Genomic DNA, 16201 nt, shown 5'->3' on the forward strand with positions numbered 1-16201 from the left:
GCCATGACCACCCGCACGAAACACACGTCCCCCACCGTTACCACCGACCAGCAAGACTATGCCCCTGGTAGCACAGCCACCATCACGGCCGACGGCTTCGCCGCCGGCAGCACGGTGATATTCCAGGTGCAACACGCCACGGGCAGCGGCTCCGATGGCATCTGGGGCACCTCAGACGACATGCTCGCAGGCGCTTCTGGCGCGGGACACGACGCCTGGTCCGTGACCGACGGCGGCACCGGTGATCTCGACGGCAAGATCAACGGCAGCATCACCACCTCCTGGTATGTGAATCCCGACGACTCGGCCGGCGCGACATTCCTGCTCACCGCAACTTCCAGCGACGGGGCCGTAGCAACGACCTCCTTCACCGACGACCCGGTCGTCGCGGCGACCGGCGTGACCGTTACCCAGGACGAAACCGCCGGACTGCAGAACGCCACGGCCACGCCAAGCCCCGCGGGCGATGCCGACGATAACGACATCCTGCTGGCCTCCCTGCCCACGGCCTTCTCTGACCGGTTGAGCGCGCTGGGAGCCGGCACCGCCACGGGCGCCGCACTGAGTGGCTACACCGGCGCGGTTGGCGACAACGGCAGCAATGCGTTCACCCTCAATCCACTGCCCGGCGGAAGCATTACCGATGTCCGCTTCACCGATAGCGGTGGCGTGGCGCTCAATGGTCTGGACAGCGGGCTGCTGACCCTCGATGGCACCCACATCCTTCTCTATACGGACTCGGTCAACAACAACGTCCTGATAGGCCGGGCCGGGAGCGCGGCCGGACCGATAGTGTTGGCGGCCTATATCCAGGAAAGCGGAACGCCACCCACGGGCGGCAAGATCTGGACCGTAGAATACCAACCGCTCCAGCACCCGGACGCCACCAACCCCGATGATGCCGTCAACCTGCTGAACAAGGTCTTCATCGGCACCAGCCAGGACCTGTCCTTCAGCCTGGCCAACGCACCCTCCGGGCAGAACCTGTTCCTGATGTTCACCTCGGAGAACCCGACAACCTTTACCGACGCCAGTAACGTCGTGCGGATCTCGAGCCCTACCATCATCGCCACCGGCAAGGACCCCGCGGACCAGTCGTCGGGCGCCAACATCAATACCGGTGACACCATCAATACCAGCCAGGGCGGTGGCCCCACCACCTTCGGCACCAACAACCAGATGATCGTGGAACAGGAAGGCATCCGGTTCTCCTTCGTCACCGGTGCGCGGCAGGACGTGACCGTTCCCAACCTGGACCAGAACGAAGCGGATGTTGAAGCCAACATCGACTTTACCGGCATGCTCGATACGAAAAAGGCCTGCTTCGACATCGTGCAGCTGCAAAGCGGCAAGAGTGCCGTGGTCACGATAAGTGCGTTCAGCACCGCGGTTGAGTCGGGTGTGAACTTCATCAACGGTTATGGCAATGACACAGCGATCGCCATCAACAGTGTGCGTGTCATCAACATCAGCACCGGACAGGTGATCGAGAACTCGGATGGTTCGGTGAATGATCCGACCATCGCCATCAGTTTCAATGCCGGGGTTGCCACCGTTACGGGCGTCAAGGCCGGCTACAAGATCGAGTACACCACGCTGCTGGATCACAACCGCGTACTCGTCCAGAACGGAGCCCCCATCAACGCCACGGGCAATGACCACGCCGACTTCGACGTCGGTGGGTTCAAGCTGCTCCAGGTCGCCACCGCGACCGGCGAAATCGGCTCCAAGATGATCTTTGAAGACGATGGACCATCTGCGACCGGCACTCCCGCGACCGGCACCGTCGACGAAGATGGCCTGCCCAATGGCATACCAGGCGGTGTCGGCGACGTGGCCGGTGAAGCCACCGTCGCCACCGGCAGCGTGAGCGGCATCTTCCAGTCCGGCGCCGATGCGCCGCTGACTTATGCCATGTCCACTGATACCAGCGGCCTGCAGGCACTGAGCTCCGGCGGTACGGCGCTGGTCTACAGCGTTTCGGGCAACACCCTCACTGCCACGGCCGGTGTGGGCGGCGCCACCGTGTTCACCTTCAGCCTGACGACGGCGGGTGCCTACACCTTCACCCTGCTCGGCCCGCTGGATCACCCGGCTGGCAATGACGAGAACGACATCGCCATCAACCTGGGGACGCTGCTGAAAGCCACCGACAAGGATGGCGACACGGTGACCGCCGCGGCAGAAAAACTGGTGATCACCGTCGATGACGACACCCCGACCGCGGCCGGTACCCCGGCGACCGGCACCGTTGACGAAGATGGCCTGCCCAATGGCATACCGGGCGGCGTCGGCGACGTGGCTGGCGAAGCCACGGTCGCCAGCGGCAGCGTGACCGGCATCTTCCAGTCCGGCGCCGATGTGCCGCTGAGCTATGCCATGTCCACTGATACCAGCGGCCTGCAGGCCATGAGTTCCGGCGGCACGGCGCTGGTCTACAGCGTCCTGGGCAACACCCTTACCGCCACGGCCGGTGTGGGTGGCGCCACCGTCTTCACCTTCAGCCTGACCGCAACGGGTGACTACACCTTCACCCTGCTCGGACCGCTGGATCACCCGGCAGGCAATGACGAGAACGACCTCACCATCAATCTCGGCACACTCCTGCAAGCCACCGACAAGGACGGTGATACGGTCACCGCCGCAGCCGAGAAACTGGTGATCACCGTCGATGACGACACCCCGGCCGCGACCGGTACCCCGGCAACCGGCACCGTCGACGAAGACGGCCTGCCCAATGGCATCGCCGGTGGTGTCGGCGACGTGGCCGGCGAAGCCACCGTTGCCAGCGGAAGCGTGACCGGCATATTCCAGTCCGGTGCCGATGTGCCGTTGAGCTATTCGATGTCCACTGACACCAGCGGCTTGCAGGCACTGAGTTCCGGCGGCACGGCGCTGGTCTACAGCGTCCTGGGCAACACCCTTACCGCCACGGCCGGTGTGGGTGGCGCCACCGTCTTCACCTTCAGCCTGACCGCAACGGGTGACTACACATTCACCCTGCTAGGCCCACTGGACCATCCGGCGGGCAATGATGAGAACGACCTCACCATCAACCTCGGCACGCTGTTGCAGGCCACCGACAAGGATGGCGATACGGTGACCGCCGCGGCCGAGAAACTGGTCATCACGGTTGACGACGACACGCCGACCGCGACCGGGTCGCCTGCGACCGGTACCGTCGACGAAGATGGCCTGCCCAATGGCATCGCCGGTGGTGTCGGCGACGTGGCCGGCGAAGCCACCGTGGCCACCGGCAGCGTGAGCGGTATCTTCCAGTCCGGCGCCGATGTGCCGCTAAGCTATGGCTTGTCCAGTGACACCAGTGCCCTCCAGGCACTGAGTTCCGGCGGTACGGCGTTAGTCTACAGCGTCGTGGGTAATACCCTCACCGCCACGGCCGGTGCGGGCGGTGCCACCGTCTTTACCTTCAGCCTCACTGCGACGGGTGATTACACCTTTACGCTGCTCGGCCCGCTGGACCACCCAGCTGGCAATGACGAGAACGACCTCACCATCAACCTCGGCACGCTGTTGCAGGCCACCGACAAGGATGGCGATACGGTCACCGCCGCGGCCGAGAAACTGGTCATCACGGTTGACGACGACACGCCGACCGCAACCGGGACGCCTGCGACCGGCACCGTCGACGAAGACGGCCTGCCCAATGGCATCACCGGTGGCGTCGGTGACGTGGCCGGTGAAGCCACCGTGGCCACCGGCAGCGTGAGCGGCATCTTCCACTCCGGCGCCGATGTGCCGCTGACCTATGGCTTGTCCAGTGACACCAGTGCCCTCCAGGCACTGAGTTCCGGCGGCACCGCCCTGGTCTATGGCGTCTCGGGCAACACCCTCACCGCCACGGCCGGCGTGGGCGGCAACACGGTGTTCACCTTCAGCCTGACCGCAGCGGGGGACTACACCTTCACCCTGCTGGGCCCGCTGGATCACCCGGCTGGCAATGATGAGAACGACATCGCCATCAACCTGGGGACGCTGCTGAAAGCCACTGACAAGGATGGCGACACGGTGACCGCCGCGGCCGAAAAACTGGTGATCACCGTCGATGACGACACCCCGACCGCCAACGGAAGTGCGGCAACCGGCACCGTCGACGAAGATGGCCTGCCCAATGGCATCGCTGGCGGAGTCGGCGACGTCCCCGGCACGGCCACCATCGCCACCGGCAGCGTAACCGGCATCTTCCACTCCGGCGCAGATGTCCCCTTGACCTACTCCCTGGGCACCGACACCAGCGGCTTGCCGGCACTGAACTCCGGCGGGGTGGCGTTGACCTACAGTGTCTCGGGCAACCTGCTCACCGCCTCGGCCGGTGCGGCTACCGTGTTCACCTTCAGCCTGAACGCAACGACAGGCGCCTACACCTTCACCCTGATCAGCCCGTTGGACCACCCGGCCGGTAACAACGAAAACGACATCACCATCAACCTCGGCACGCTGCTCAAAGCCACCGACTTCGACGGTGATACCGTGACGGCCTCGGCGGAGAAACTGGTCATCACGGTTGACGACGACACACCGACTGCCACCGGATCTCCGGTGACCGGCACCGTCGACGAAGACGGCCTGCCGGGCGGCATCCCTGGCGGCATCGGCGACGTGGCTGGCGAGGCCACCGCGGCCAGCGGCAGCGTGACCGGCATATTCCAGTCCGGCGCCGACGTGCCGCTGACCTATGGCTTATCCAGTGACACCAGCGCCCTGCAAGCACTGAGCTCCGGCGGGGTTGCGTTGACCTACAGTGTCTCGGGCAACACCCTGACCGCCAAGGCCGGCGCAGTCGACGTGTTCACGTTGGCCCTTACCGCGGCGGGTGCCTACACCTTCACCCTGCTCGGCCCACTGGATCACCCGACCGGCAACAACGAGAACGACATCAACATCAACCTCGGCACGCTACTGCAAGCCACTGACAAGGATGGCGACACGGTAACCGCAGCGGCCGAAAAACTGGTCATCACCGTCGACGACGACACGCCGACACTGGCCTTTGGCAACCTGATCGGCACCGGCAGCATCCTTCCGCAGACCGGGTACTGGGACAAGGCGTACGGCGCCGATGGACTGGGCGCGGCCGGCCTGGACATTTCGTTGACCGGGTTCACCCTCGTCAGGCCGGACAACACGACCACCACCGGAACCGGTACGCTCGTCGAGCAGTCGCCATCGCCGGACGTCAATGGCGCGTTCCACTTCGCCGGGACCCTGACCGGTGACTTCGACAACAACGCATCAACGGCCAATACCACCGTCGACTACACGCTGACCGCCTTTGCCGACGGCAGCTACACCTTGGACCTGGTGCAGGGCTTCAGCTCGACGCTCGTGCTCAGCAGTGCTGACGGCTCGCTGGATGCCGGTGGCCCGGACCCGGTGCGCACGCTGACCATCGGCACCGAGCATGTCGTCTTCTTCGGCGCCAACCCGTTGGCTCCGCAGACCGGCGCCAACAGCATCCTGACCGGTATCGGGCTCGGGGCGACCGACCCCACCGAAGCGCAACTGCAGACCAACCCCCTGCCGTCATTCATCGGCTCGAGCGCCATGAACGTCAGCACCTCAGGCATCGGCATCGCCAACAACCTCCTGCAGGGCAACGGCACAGCCGGCATCAACGCCGGTGACGAGAGCTTCGTCGTCAACCCCGAGAGCTTGCTGACCGCCGTGAAGGTCTACATCGACAACTCGGTGCAGGGCTACAACCCCGCCACGGAAGAGCTGTACTACACCGCCTACTACGATGACGGCACGACGTCCGGTGCACCGATCAAGGTGCAAGCCGCTGACCTGCACGCGGAGGCCGGCGGACAGACGTCCTTCACCGTGCAGACGGTGGGCACCAAGCTGATCGATGCGGTACAACTCACCATGGGCAAGGGCGAAGTCAAGATCCCAACGATCGAGTTCATCAAGCAGGTCGAAAGCCTGGCCAGCGACGTCAAGCTGTCGTTCGACGCCACAGTGACCGACAAGGACGGAGATACCGCGAGCAGTTCGTTCGCCGCCAACCTGTTCGCCAACGACGGCGCCGGCGCAACCTTCCAGTACACGCTGGCGGGCACCAGCGGTGCGCGTGATGCCTTCAACGTCGATCTGTCACGCATCGAAAATACGTACCAGGTCACCGGTTTCGACGTAGCCGCCGGCCACCGGGACGCGATCGTGCTCAATGGCGACCAGGCCTCCACCTTCACGATCGACAATACCGGCGCCAACAGTGTCGTCGCGGTTCATGAGACGGGCGGACAAACCACGACCATCACCGTGGTCGGGGTCGACCTGCTCAATACCGACATCGTGCACGGCAGCGCCTGATCCATCGAGCGCACATAAAAAAAGCGAGGGTGGCGTGGAAACCACCCTCGCTTTTTTCATGACTGCAGAACGAGATTCGCGCGACGGGAACAACGTTGACCGGCGACAGGGAAGCGTCCTAGGCCCCCCGAAGGAGCTGGGTGTCCTGCCGTGAACCGCGATCCAGCTCCACCCAGGTGGACTCAGGTGACTCCTCGCCATCGGTGAGCCCGTGCTTCAACGCATACATCAGCAAGTCCATGCGATTGATCAGGTTCAGCTTCTGATAAATGCTGCTGAGGTGGTTGTGCACGGTGTGCTCGCTGATGCCCAGGTGCTCGGCGATGCTCATGTACTTGGCGGACGGGTCCTCCACGATGGCGCGAATCAGCTCCCTTTCGCGGACCGTCAGCCGTGCCTGTTTCGGCTGCTCCGGATTGCATTTCAAGTGTACGTGCCCGCTAGCGGCATAGTTCGAAAGCCCGCCAGCCCAGGCCCTGTTCAGCCCGATGTCGCGGTGGTGAACGTTGATGATGGCCTGGACGATCGACTCAGTCGGGTCTTCCGCCAGCACCACGCCACGTGCGCCCGCCTCTATCGCCTGGGCGACGGGGACCGATTCGTACAGCCCCTTGAGCACCAGCAGTTTCATTTCGGCACTGCGGGCAAGCTCCGCGACGACCTCCAGCGGGCTCAGCGCATCCGGAAAGAAGCTGAAGAAGACGACATCGGGACGCAACTGGTCGGCCAGATCCAGTGCGTAGGCATAGGTGCTGGCCTGGCCGCCGACCTCCATCTGCGGCCTTCTGGCATCGATCAGCTCATGAAGGCCCATGAGAACGAGCGGACGACAGTCGATCAGCATCACGCGTATGGTTTTCTTATGGTCAGGCATTTTCTTTCTGACCTCCTGAATGATGAATCATGGCCTCCACCCGCGAACCTTTCTGAATCAGCGATTCGTCCACCCGCCCACCGCGATTGGTGGACAGGTGCGAGCGCCGACAAGCCTTGACGATGCTCGCTCGGGTGTGGACAGCAAGGGGTTGGTGGCTCTGGGGGGGCGTATCCGTCCGCTGCACCGGCGGAGGTTGCGGACGTATCCAGAGGGAGGGGGGTGCCGTCGAGACAACTTAAATGGGAATGGCTACCGCAGGCCCAGGATGTTGTTCTCCCTCGACCGGTCAACTCAGTCTAGGTCAGAGAATTCGCTTTTCACTGACTCAGGCTACACGCGGGCATTCGGCCGAATGCCTCCAAGAGATGAAAAATAGAGCCCAAATATCAATGACTTACGAATGCGTCAAGCGACCGACGGGCGCATTCTCGCACCAAGCGGAACGTCAACTAACCGACGAAAGGCGCGTCAGGGAAGAAAAATGATAATTACGTCAAATTATCGCTGAGACCTACTTCGTCGGGCCATGAGCCGCCAGGCCTGGCCAAATTCGCGAATCGTCTCCGCTGCTGAAACCTGATGGAATCAGGGGCTCATGATGTCCTGGACGGAGCGGCTGGGACTCAGCCAGCCATTCACGCTTTCGACGCTTTCGACCGGCGCTCGTCCCGCCCAGCGATTGAGGGTGAACACATTGCTGAGGAATTCGTATTGCGTCTTGAGCAGGTCACGCCGAGCGCGGAATTCGTTGCGTACCGCGGCCAGCACATCGACGGCGTTGACCATGCCGTAGGTCAGCCCCTTTTCCGCCGCCACCCGGGACAACTGCGCGGAAGACAGGGCCAAACGGCTCGCCTCGATCTTCTCGCCATTCGAATTGGCGGTCAGGTAAGCACTGGTGATCTCCTTGACCACCCGGCGTCGAATCTCTTCCCGTTGCTCCTCGGCGACCACCTGGTCCTGGTACAAGCCACGGACCCGCGCCGAGGTCGACCCGCCGCTGTATATCGGCACCTGAACGCCGACGCCGGCGACATAACTGTCCGTACGCGGCGCCAGGGCGTTGTTGTAGCCCTCGTTGGTCTGTTGCGCGCTCAGGTTCAGGCTCACGGTCGGGTAGTGCCCGCCCTTGCCACTGCGCAACGCCGCTTCCGCGGCTTCGACGCCGCTTTCGCTGGCCTTGAGCGCCGGGTTTTGCGCTATCCCCTCGCGGACCCAGGTTTCCAGGCTCTGTGCCGAAACCTGCATATGCACGTCATCGCGAACCCGGCTGAGCCGTTCCTTGACGGGCCGGCCGACGATCTCCGCCAGCGACTCGCGGCTGATGATGGCCTGGTTGCTGGCTTCCAGTTCCTGCGCCGCGAGCAGGTCCACGCGGGCCTTGAGATCGAGCTGGTCGGTCACCAGTGCTAGCTGCTTTTCGTACAACGCGGTGACCCGGTCCAGGCTTTCCTGCGTGGTCCGGCGCTCCGCCTTCACCAACTCCAGTTCATCCTCGGCCGCCAGGGCCGTGAAGTAACGCCGCGCCAACTCCACGGTGGCCTCCGCCTGGGCGTCCTGGGCCGCGGATTCGGTCTGTTTGGCAAGGCTTTTGAATTTCTTGTAGTTCTCCCACGCGGCCTTGTTGTAGAGGTACTGACGCACCACCAGGCTGTAGCTCTCGGCGTCGTAACTGTCCTGCACCACATCGCTTTCCTGGCGAATCTGGTTCACCCCGGCGTTCAGCGACACCTGCGGCAGCAACGCCCCCAGGGCCTCGCGCTGGTGTTCCTGCCCCGCCTTGGCCTGCGCGAAGGAGGCTAATACCTTCGGGTCCTCCAGACGCGCCTCGCGATACAACTGCATGAGATCGGTGGAAAGCGCCGAAGCACTGACCCCGCTCGAGGTTGCCGCAGCCGATTGCGCCAGGGCGCCGCCCGCCGCCAGCATGAACGCCCCCGCCAACAGAACTGCCGACGTGTCCATGGTCATTCCTCGATCATCGATTGAGCCAGAGCGTTGCGGGCCGGCTGCATCAGGTACTGCAGCAACGTGCGCTGTCCCGTGATGATCAACACGTCCGCCGGCATCCCCGGAACCAACTTGCGCTCACCCAAGGTGCGCACGCCGTGTTCGGTTACCCGGACCCGCGCCAGGTAGTAGGGTGTCCCGCTCTTTTCATTGACCAGGCGGTCCGCCGAGACGCTGGCGACCTCCCCTTCGATCACCGGCGTGGTCGCGGCGTTGAAGGCGCTGAAGCGGATATCGGCGCGCTTGCCGATGGCGATGCGGTCGATATCCACCGGCGGCACCTGGGCCTCGATGATCAGCTCGGAAATCGATGGAACGATGTCCAGCAGCGGCGTCCCCGGGTGCACCACACCGCCCACGGTATGCACCGTCATGCCGATCACCATGCCCGACTCGGGGGCGCGGATGACGATACGGCTGAGCCGGTCCTCCAGGGAGGAGGATTTCTCGCGCAGGTCGTAGATCTTGGTCTGGACCTCGGCCAGTTGCTTGGCGACCTCGGAATTGAAGTCCTTGTCGACCTGCAGAATCTGCAACTGCGTTTCGTTGATCTGCAGGCGCGCCCGGTTGATCGTGGCGCGGTGATCGGCCACCTCGGACTTGAGCATCCCCAGCTTGCGTTCCTGCTCGACCAGGCGCTGCTTGTCGACGAACCCTTGCTTGAGCAGGTCGGACAGTTCGCTGATTTCACCGCTATAGGATTTCTCCAGCTGGAGCTTGGCGTCGATCACCGCTTCCAACCCACCGATCTGCTGGTTCAGCTGACCGATACGCTCGCGCAACACCGCTATCTGCCCTTGCCGCGAACCCTGCCGGGCGTTGAATACCTGGGTCTCGCTCTGGCGTGCCTCCCGGCCCCGCGTGCTGGCCAGATCGGCGATCTCGCCGAAGTCGATGGCCGGCAGCGCGTCACGCTCGGCCTTGAGCCTGGCCTCCATGGCCTTGGCCGCGATCAGCTGGCTGCGGGTCATCTCGTATTCGAAGCGCAGTTGGGCATCATCGAGCACGATCAGCGGATCATCCCGTTTGACGATGTCGCCGTCGTGCACCAGCACTTCCTTGACGATGCCGCCTTCAAGGTGCTGGACCGTCTTGCGGTAGGTCTGAACGGTGACCACCCCCGGCGCGTAAACGGCCCCATCCAGCGGCGCGAAGGCCGCCCAGGTACCGAACAGGCCGAAGGTCACCCCGACGATGGCAAGGCCCAGGCGGCGGATCTTGCGATCCGATATCGGCAGGTCGGCGAAGCTTTCAATTTGACGACTGGGCATCGTGGTCGTCCTTGCCGGTATCGACCGGTGCAATGCTGGCGCCCGCGGGCATGACGCGCTGATGGACCTGCTGAACCTGATGCTGCGCCTGCTGCTGGGCTTGCTGGGCTTGCTGCGCCTGTTGTTGCACCTGCAACTGCTTTGCGTTGAGTTCGGCCAGCACTTGGTCGCGCGCCCCATAGAGCGTGATGATTCCATCGTTCATCAGCATGAGCCGGTCGAGTTGCGAGACGATGTTGGTACGGTGGGTAATGACGAACAGGGTCGCGCCGGTCTGCTTGAGCTGCTGGATGGCCGCGGCCAGAGCGCGGTCGCCGACATCGTCGAGATTGGAGTTGGGCTCATCGAGTACGATCAGCCGCGGGTTGCCATACAGGGCCCGGGCAAGCCCGATGCGCTGGCGCTGCCCTCCCGACAGCATGAGACCCTCGCTGCCGATGACGGTGTCGTAGCCATCGGGCAGCAGCAGGATCATTTCGTGAACCCCCGCCATCCTGGCCGCCTGGATGACCTTCTCGGAATCGACGTCGGCGAAGCGGGCGATGTTCTCGCCAACGCTGCCTTCGAACAGCTCGATGTCCTGGGGCAGGTAGCCGATATGCGGCCCGAGCGCGTGTTTGTCCCAGGTGCTGATGTCCGCGCCATCGAGCCGGACCACCCCATGCTGCGGCGCCCATACCCCCATGAGCGCCCTGACCAGGGTCGACTTGCCGGCGGCGCTGGGGCCGATGATGCCCACCACGCAACCGGCGGGCACGCTGAAACTGATGTTCTTGATGATCGGGGTTTTCGAGCCGGGCGCCGTGACAACCAGATTCTCGACCTGCATATGGCCCTGCGGCGCCGGCAGCGGCATCCGCTCGGGTTGCGCCTGCAGTCTTTCGAGCACACCGTTCAGGCGGCTGTACTGCGAGCGCGCCGAAATGAAGCCCTTCCAACTGCCGATGAGCAGATCGATGGGGGCCAGCGCGCGCCCCAGCAGCACGGCCCCGGCGAACACCATGCCCGCCCCCACCTGATGGTCCACCGCCAGGTAGGCCCCCAGCCCCAGCACCAGGGATTGCACGAGGAGCCGGAAGGTCCGGGAAAGCGTACTGACCATGGCGCCCTTGTCGCTCGCCAGGGACTGCAGCAGCAGAACGTTTCTTTGCCGCTGCCCCCAACGGTCCATCAGGGTTTCCAGCATGCCCATGGACTCGATGACTTCGGCGTTGCGCAAGTTCTTGGTGGTATAGAGCGTCGCCCCGATGTGCTCCTTGTTGGCCTGGGCCAGCGCAGGGGCCGTCAGCTTTTCATTGACGTAGGCGAGCACCAGCAGCAGCAAGGCGCTGGCCGTCGCCACCCAGCCAAACCAGGGATGGAACAGGAACATCACCGCGATATAGATCGGCAGCCAGGGCGCGTCGAAAAAGGCGAACAGGCCACTGCCGGTGAGGAACTGGCGCAAGCCCGTCAAATCATTGAGCGACTGCGCCGAGGCATCCATGCCACCGCTGTCCAGGGCCCGTCTGAAACTGGCCTTGTAGACCTGGCGGCTGAGCAGCACGTCCAGCCGGGTACTGACCCGGACCATGATGCGCGAACGAACCCACTCCAAAGAGCCCAGCGTGATCACCAGCACGGTCATGATCAGCGTCAGCATGGCCAGAGTCGTCAGGCTGCCGCTGGTGATCACCCGCCCATACACCTGGAGCATATAGAAGGTGGGAACGAGCATCAGCGCATTGATGAACAGGCTGAAAAAGCCAACGGAAAGGAAGCTCTCGCGACAGGCTTTCAATGCGCTCTTGAGATTTTCTTCGGGGGTGCTTCGCATGGAAACCTCTGCTCGCGAGAGGCCAACGTTTGTGGAGCTTAGATCACGCTGGAAGACTCCGTACGGCAAATGGCCATTTGCCATGGATCACACGAACGTCCCGCCATCACAGAGCGCTCAAATGACCGCAGGAGCGCCGAAGCCCAGGCGACGAGCGGTAACGAAAAAGCCCGCGTGATGCGGGCTTTTTCATGGGGAATCGCGAATTATTTTTCGGACGCACAAACGAAAACACCGCCCCATAAGGGCGGTGTTTCGATTTTGGAGCGGGAAACGAGACTCGAACTCGCGACCCCGACCTTGGCAAGGTCGTGCTCTACCAACTGAGCTATTCCCGCATCAACTTTTTGCAACCTTCAGCTTTCGCCGAAGGGTAACGCCATTTCATCTTTCGGTTACCGCCGTTGGGCGATAATCGAGAATTTGGAGCGGGAAACGAGACTCGAACTCGCGACCCCGACCTTGGCAAGGTCGTGCTCTACCAACTGAGCTATTCCCGCAATGGCGTCCCCTAGGGGACTCGAACCCCTGTTACCGCCGTGAAAGGGCGGTGTCCTAGGCCACTAGACGAAGGGGACGCGGCCCGGAACTTACAACATCTTTCCGACTTCTTCGCTTTGCGTTTCCGCGTTTCGCGTCGAAGTGGCGCGCATTCTATGGACCCTTTGAGGGGCCGTCAACCCTCAGAAGAAAATATTTTTAAATCAAAGACTTCTGGGTAAAAAGCGAGCAGCTGCTATCAGCGCTAGCACTAAGACATTACACTCGCGAAAAAACCCTCGGGAGCTTTCCAGGTGTCGCCACTCGTCATTACCGTCCTGGTCCTCGTCGGCATCGCCCTGCTGATTGCCATCGGCTACATCAACCATCTGGTCGAGAACCGCAAGCTGGAACAGGCCCGGCAGAAAGCCGACCTGCTCGACCGCTCCCGGCGCTGCGCCGATATCTCCGAGTCCATGCCCGGCCAGTTCATGTCCCCGGCGCTGAAACTGCTGCTCAGCCGTATGGAGCTGAGCCTGGGCGAACGCCTGCTGGCGGTGGACAAGCAGAATACCCAGATAAAGGAGCGCATCGCCGAACTGCGACCGCTCATCGCCCAGGGCGAGTCGATTGCCGTACGCAATGCGCCGCAGGCCATCCTCACCGAAGCCAAGGCCAAGGACGTCCGCTTCCTCTTCGAAGCCCTGCACGCGCAGATTACCCGCAGCGCCCAGGACGGCCTGCTGGCACGCAACGATGCCCAGCAGTGGGTGAAGGAAATCCGCCACCTGCTCGCCCTTCTGCATATCGAGTTCTTCGGCAACCTCGGCCAACAGGCCCTGCAACAGGGTCAACCGGGCCAGGCACGGCTGGCCTTCGAGCGCGGCGTCCAGTATCTGCGCAAGCAGCAGGACGTCGGCCGCTACCAGGCGCAACTGCAACAGCTGGAGAACCAGTTGGCCCGCGCCAACGCAATGGTGCTGGAGAACACCCGGCCCGCCGTCGACGACGACAGCGCGTTGAACGATGGCCTCAAGGCCCTCGACGACGACGATCTGTGGAAGAAGAAGAACCTTTACGACGATTGATGCGTCGAACCTGCATATCCGGCCACCTACGCCCCAGGAGCCCTCCATGAGTCTCGTAGTCTTCGGCGCCCCGCTCTCCCCCTTCGTCCGCAAGGTCCGCCTGTTCTGTGCCGAGAAAGGCCTGGACTACCAGCTGGAGAACGTCAATCCGTTCAACCAGCCCGACTGGTACCGCGAACTCAACCCGCTGCGCCGCGTGCCGGCGATCCGCGACGGCGACTTCACCCTCGCCGACTCCAGCGTCATCTGCCATTACCTGGAAGACCGCGACCCGCAGCGCGCCCCGCTGTGCGGCGAGACTCCGCAGGCCAAGGCGCGCATCCGCTGGCTGGAAAAGTACGCCGACTACGAAGTCGCGCCGCTCGCCACCTTCACCGTGTTCCGCAACCGCCTGCTCAAACCGCTGATGGGCAAGCTGTGCGACGAAGCGGCGGTCAAGGGTGCGATGCAGGAGAAGCTACCGGAGCATTTCGACTACCTGGAAAAATGCCTGGGCGCGAACGATTTCTTCGTCGACAACCGTTTCAGCCTCGCCGACATCGCCATCGCCAGCCAGCTGGTGAACATGCGCCACGGCGGAGAGGAGCTGGACACCCAGCGCTGGCCGGCCCTGGCCGCGCACTTCCAGCGCATCGCCAGCCGCCCCACCCTGGCCGCCATCCTCCAGGGCGAGCAGCAGATCATTGCCAAGATCCTGGCCAAGCGCTGATCGGCCTGCCAGATGAGCAGGTGATGGGCTCCTGTAGGAGCGGATTCATCCGCGATCCGGCCGGCGGGCCGGTAGAAGAGCATCGCGGACAGAGTCCACCCCTACGAACGCTCATGAAAAAGCCCCGCAAATGCGGGGCTTTTTCATGAGGCTGCGAATCAGCAGTCGGTCAGGCGCAGGAAGATCGCCACCAGGCGCTCGATGCCAGCCTGGTCGACTTCATTGAAGCGGCCGACGCTGGGACTGTCCAGGTCCAGCACTCCGATCAGGCGGCCGTCCTTCACCAGCGGCACCACCAACTCGCTGTTGGAGGCACTGTCGCAGGCGATATGGCCGGGGAAAGCATGCACATCCCCGACCCGCTGGGTCTCGCGGGTACGCGCCGCCGCACCGCACACGCCCTTGCTGAAGGAAATGCGCACACAGGCAACCTTGCCCTGGAACGGGCCGAGCACCAGTTCCTCGTTGCGATTGAGGTAGAAGCCAGCCCAGTTCAGGTCCGGCAGTTCGTTGAACAGGAATGCCGAGAACTGTGCGGCATTGGCGATGAAGTCGCGCTCGTCGGCGAACAGCGACTCCGCCTGCGCGGCCAGCAGTTCATAGCCATCCAGGCCGGCACCGGCCTGTTGCAGATCGATCATGGGGTATCTCCTTCCAGCAGTTGGCGGCCCACCCAGTAGCGGGCGAATTGGTAGGCGCAGCGGCCATTGCGATTGCCGCGCCCGAGAGCCCAGCGGATGGCCTCTTTCTCCAGCGCTTCGTCCCAGCTCCAGCGGGTCAGACCGGATTTGCGCGCCAACGCCTCGATCCAGTGGCGGACCACGCTGAGGAAGTGTTCCTGGGTGAAGGGATAGAAAGAGAGCCACAGGCCGAAGCGGTCGGACAGGGCGATCTTGTCCTCCACCGCTTCGTTGGGATGCAGTTCGCCGTCGACCATCTGCCAGTTCTCGTTGTCACTCTGTTTTTCCGAGACCAGATGGCGGCGATTGGAGGTGGCGTACAGCAGCACGTTGTCCGGCGCCTGCTCCAGCGAGCCGTCGAGCACGCTCTTGAGCACGCGGTAGTCGCCCTCGCCGGCATCGAACGAGAGGTCGTCGCAGAACAGCACGAAGCGCTGCGGCAGGCCATGCAACTGCTCGACCACGCGCGGCAGGTCAGCCAGGTGATCGCGTTCGATCTCGATCAGGCGCAGCCCGTCGCCGGCCAGTTCGGCCAGCAACGCGCGCACCAGCGAGGACTTGCCCGTGCCCCGCGCGCCCCACAGCAAGGCGTGGTTGGCGGGCTTGCCGGCGACGAACTGGCGGGTGTTGCGCGCCAACTGGTCGCGCTGCGTGTCGACGCCCAGCAGGTCGTCCAGGCGCAGGTCGAGGCTGACTTCCAGCGGCTGCAGGTAACCGCTGCGCGCATCGCGGTGCCAGCGCGCGGCCAGGCTGCGCTGCCAGTCGACGGGTGCGCGCAATGCCGGCAGCAATGGCTCCAGGCGCGCCAGCACCGACTCGGCGCGCGCGAGAAAATCATTCAGACGAGAATCCATGCGGGTCTCCACGGATCATTCGGGGTTCGGCCACAGGCTATGCCGACAGACGGTTCCGATGGGCTATGCTACGGCGCAGA

General features: G+C 63.5%; 9 protein-coding genes and 3 tRNA genes. 3 read left to right on the forward strand and 9 right to left on the reverse strand.

Annotation, left to right across the window (positions count from 1 at the left end; all coding sequences use genetic code 11):
* Positions 1 to 3: 3 nt before the first annotated feature.
* A complete protein-coding gene (locus SD196_RS18095) occupies positions 4 to 6336 on the forward strand; it encodes a beta strand repeat-containing protein (RefSeq protein ID WP_416310508.1) in 6333 nt (2110 codons plus the stop codon).
* A 118-nt stretch (positions 6337 to 6454) separates the two neighbouring features.
* Here SD196_RS18095 and SD196_RS18100 read toward each other — a convergent pair whose 3' ends face one another.
* The 7 genes from SD196_RS18100 to SD196_RS18130 all read right to left on the reverse strand — a co-directional run bounded on the left by SD196_RS18100 (position 6455) and on the right by SD196_RS18130 (position 12888).
* The gene (locus SD196_RS18100) at positions 6455 to 7210 is read right to left on the reverse strand and encodes a response regulator transcription factor (RefSeq protein WP_275611121.1); all 756 of its coding nucleotides are present in this window, start codon (positions 7208 to 7210) and stop codon (positions 6455 to 6457) included.
* A gap of 588 nt (positions 7211 to 7798) precedes the next feature.
* On the reverse strand, positions 7799 to 9178 hold the full coding sequence (locus SD196_RS18105; RefSeq protein ID WP_275611120.1) for a TolC family protein: 1380 nt from the start codon (positions 9176 to 9178) through the stop codon (positions 7799 to 7801).
* 2 nt (positions 9179 to 9180) lie between these two features.
* Positions 9181 to 10494: an HlyD family type I secretion periplasmic adaptor subunit gene (locus SD196_RS18110; RefSeq protein WP_416310509.1), complete on the reverse strand. Its 1314-nt coding sequence runs from the start codon at positions 10492 to 10494 to the stop codon at positions 9181 to 9183.
* Positions 10475 to 12310: a type I secretion system permease/ATPase gene (locus SD196_RS18115; protein WP_416310510.1), complete on the reverse strand. Its 1836-nt coding sequence runs from the start codon at positions 12308 to 12310 to the stop codon at positions 10475 to 10477. The genes SD196_RS18110 and SD196_RS18115 overlap by 20 nt, the downstream gene beginning before the upstream one ends.
* 262 nt (positions 12311 to 12572) lie before the next feature.
* Positions 12573 to 12648, reverse strand: a tRNA-Gly gene (locus tag SD196_RS18120).
* Between the two features lie 86 nt (positions 12649 to 12734).
* Positions 12735 to 12810: transfer RNA gene (locus tag SD196_RS18125), tRNA-Gly, on the reverse strand.
* Between the two features lie 2 nt (positions 12811 to 12812).
* Positions 12813 to 12888, reverse strand: a tRNA-Glu gene (locus SD196_RS18130).
* Positions 12889 to 13104: 216 nt separating this feature from the next.
* Between SD196_RS18130 and SD196_RS18135 the strand changes: the two genes are divergently transcribed.
* Positions 13105 to 13878, forward strand: a complete 774-nt coding sequence (locus SD196_RS18135) for a hypothetical protein (RefSeq protein ID WP_275611117.1) — start codon at positions 13105 to 13107, stop codon at positions 13876 to 13878.
* Between the two features lie 46 nt (positions 13879 to 13924).
* Positions 13925 to 14587 carry a glutathione S-transferase family protein gene (locus tag SD196_RS18140; RefSeq protein ID WP_416310511.1) on the forward strand — a complete coding sequence of 221 codons (663 nt, stop codon included), beginning with the start codon at positions 13925 to 13927 and terminating at the stop codon, positions 14585 to 14587.
* A 158-nt stretch (positions 14588 to 14745) separates the two neighbouring features.
* On the opposite strand, the gene SD196_RS18145 is transcribed toward SD196_RS18140, so the two are convergent.
* Together SD196_RS18145 and SD196_RS18150 are read right to left on the reverse strand one after the other, a co-directional pair.
* Complete coding sequence (locus SD196_RS18145; protein ID WP_416310512.1) at positions 14746 to 15228, reverse strand: GAF domain-containing protein; 483 nt, start codon at positions 15226 to 15228, stop codon at positions 14746 to 14748.
* The gene (locus tag SD196_RS18150; RefSeq protein WP_416310513.1) at positions 15225 to 16121 is read right to left on the reverse strand and encodes an ATP-binding protein; all 897 of its coding nucleotides are present in this window, start codon (positions 16119 to 16121) and stop codon (positions 15225 to 15227) included. The genes SD196_RS18145 and SD196_RS18150 overlap by 4 nt, the downstream gene beginning before the upstream one ends.
* Positions 16122 to 16201: the final 80 nt, after the last annotated feature.

It is taken from the genome of Pseudomonas macauensis (assembly GCF_047902425.1).
Lineage (GTDB): Bacteria > Pseudomonadota > Gammaproteobacteria > Pseudomonadales > Pseudomonadaceae > Pseudomonas.

Bases quoted from the DNA above. Each gene is read 5' to 3' on its own strand.
- SD196_RS18095 (WP_416310508.1), top strand. From the start codon at position 4: ATGACCACCCGCACGAAACACACGTCCCCCACCGTTACCACCGACCAG.
- SD196_RS18100 (WP_275611121.1), bottom strand. From the start codon at position 7,210: ATGCCTGACCATAAGAAAACCATACGCGTGATGCTGATCGACTGTCGT.
- SD196_RS18105 (WP_275611120.1), bottom strand. From the start codon at position 9,178: ATGGACACGTCGGCAGTTCTGTTGGCGGGGGCGTTCATGCTGGCGGCG.
- SD196_RS18110 (WP_416310509.1), bottom strand. From the start codon at position 10,494: ATGCCCAGTCGTCAAATTGAAAGCTTCGCCGACCTGCCGATATCGGAT.
- SD196_RS18115 (WP_416310510.1), bottom strand. From the start codon at position 12,310: ATGCGAAGCACCCCCGAAGAAAATCTCAAGAGCGCATTGAAAGCCTGT.
- SD196_RS18140 (WP_416310511.1), top strand. From the start codon at position 13,925: ATGAGTCTCGTAGTCTTCGGCGCCCCGCTCTCCCCCTTCGTCCGCAAG.
- SD196_RS18145 (WP_416310512.1), bottom strand. From the start codon at position 15,228: ATGATCGATCTGCAACAGGCCGGTGCCGGCCTGGATGGCTATGAACTG.
- SD196_RS18150 (WP_416310513.1), bottom strand. From the start codon at position 16,121: ATGGATTCTCGTCTGAATGATTTTCTCGCGCGCGCCGAGTCGGTGCTG.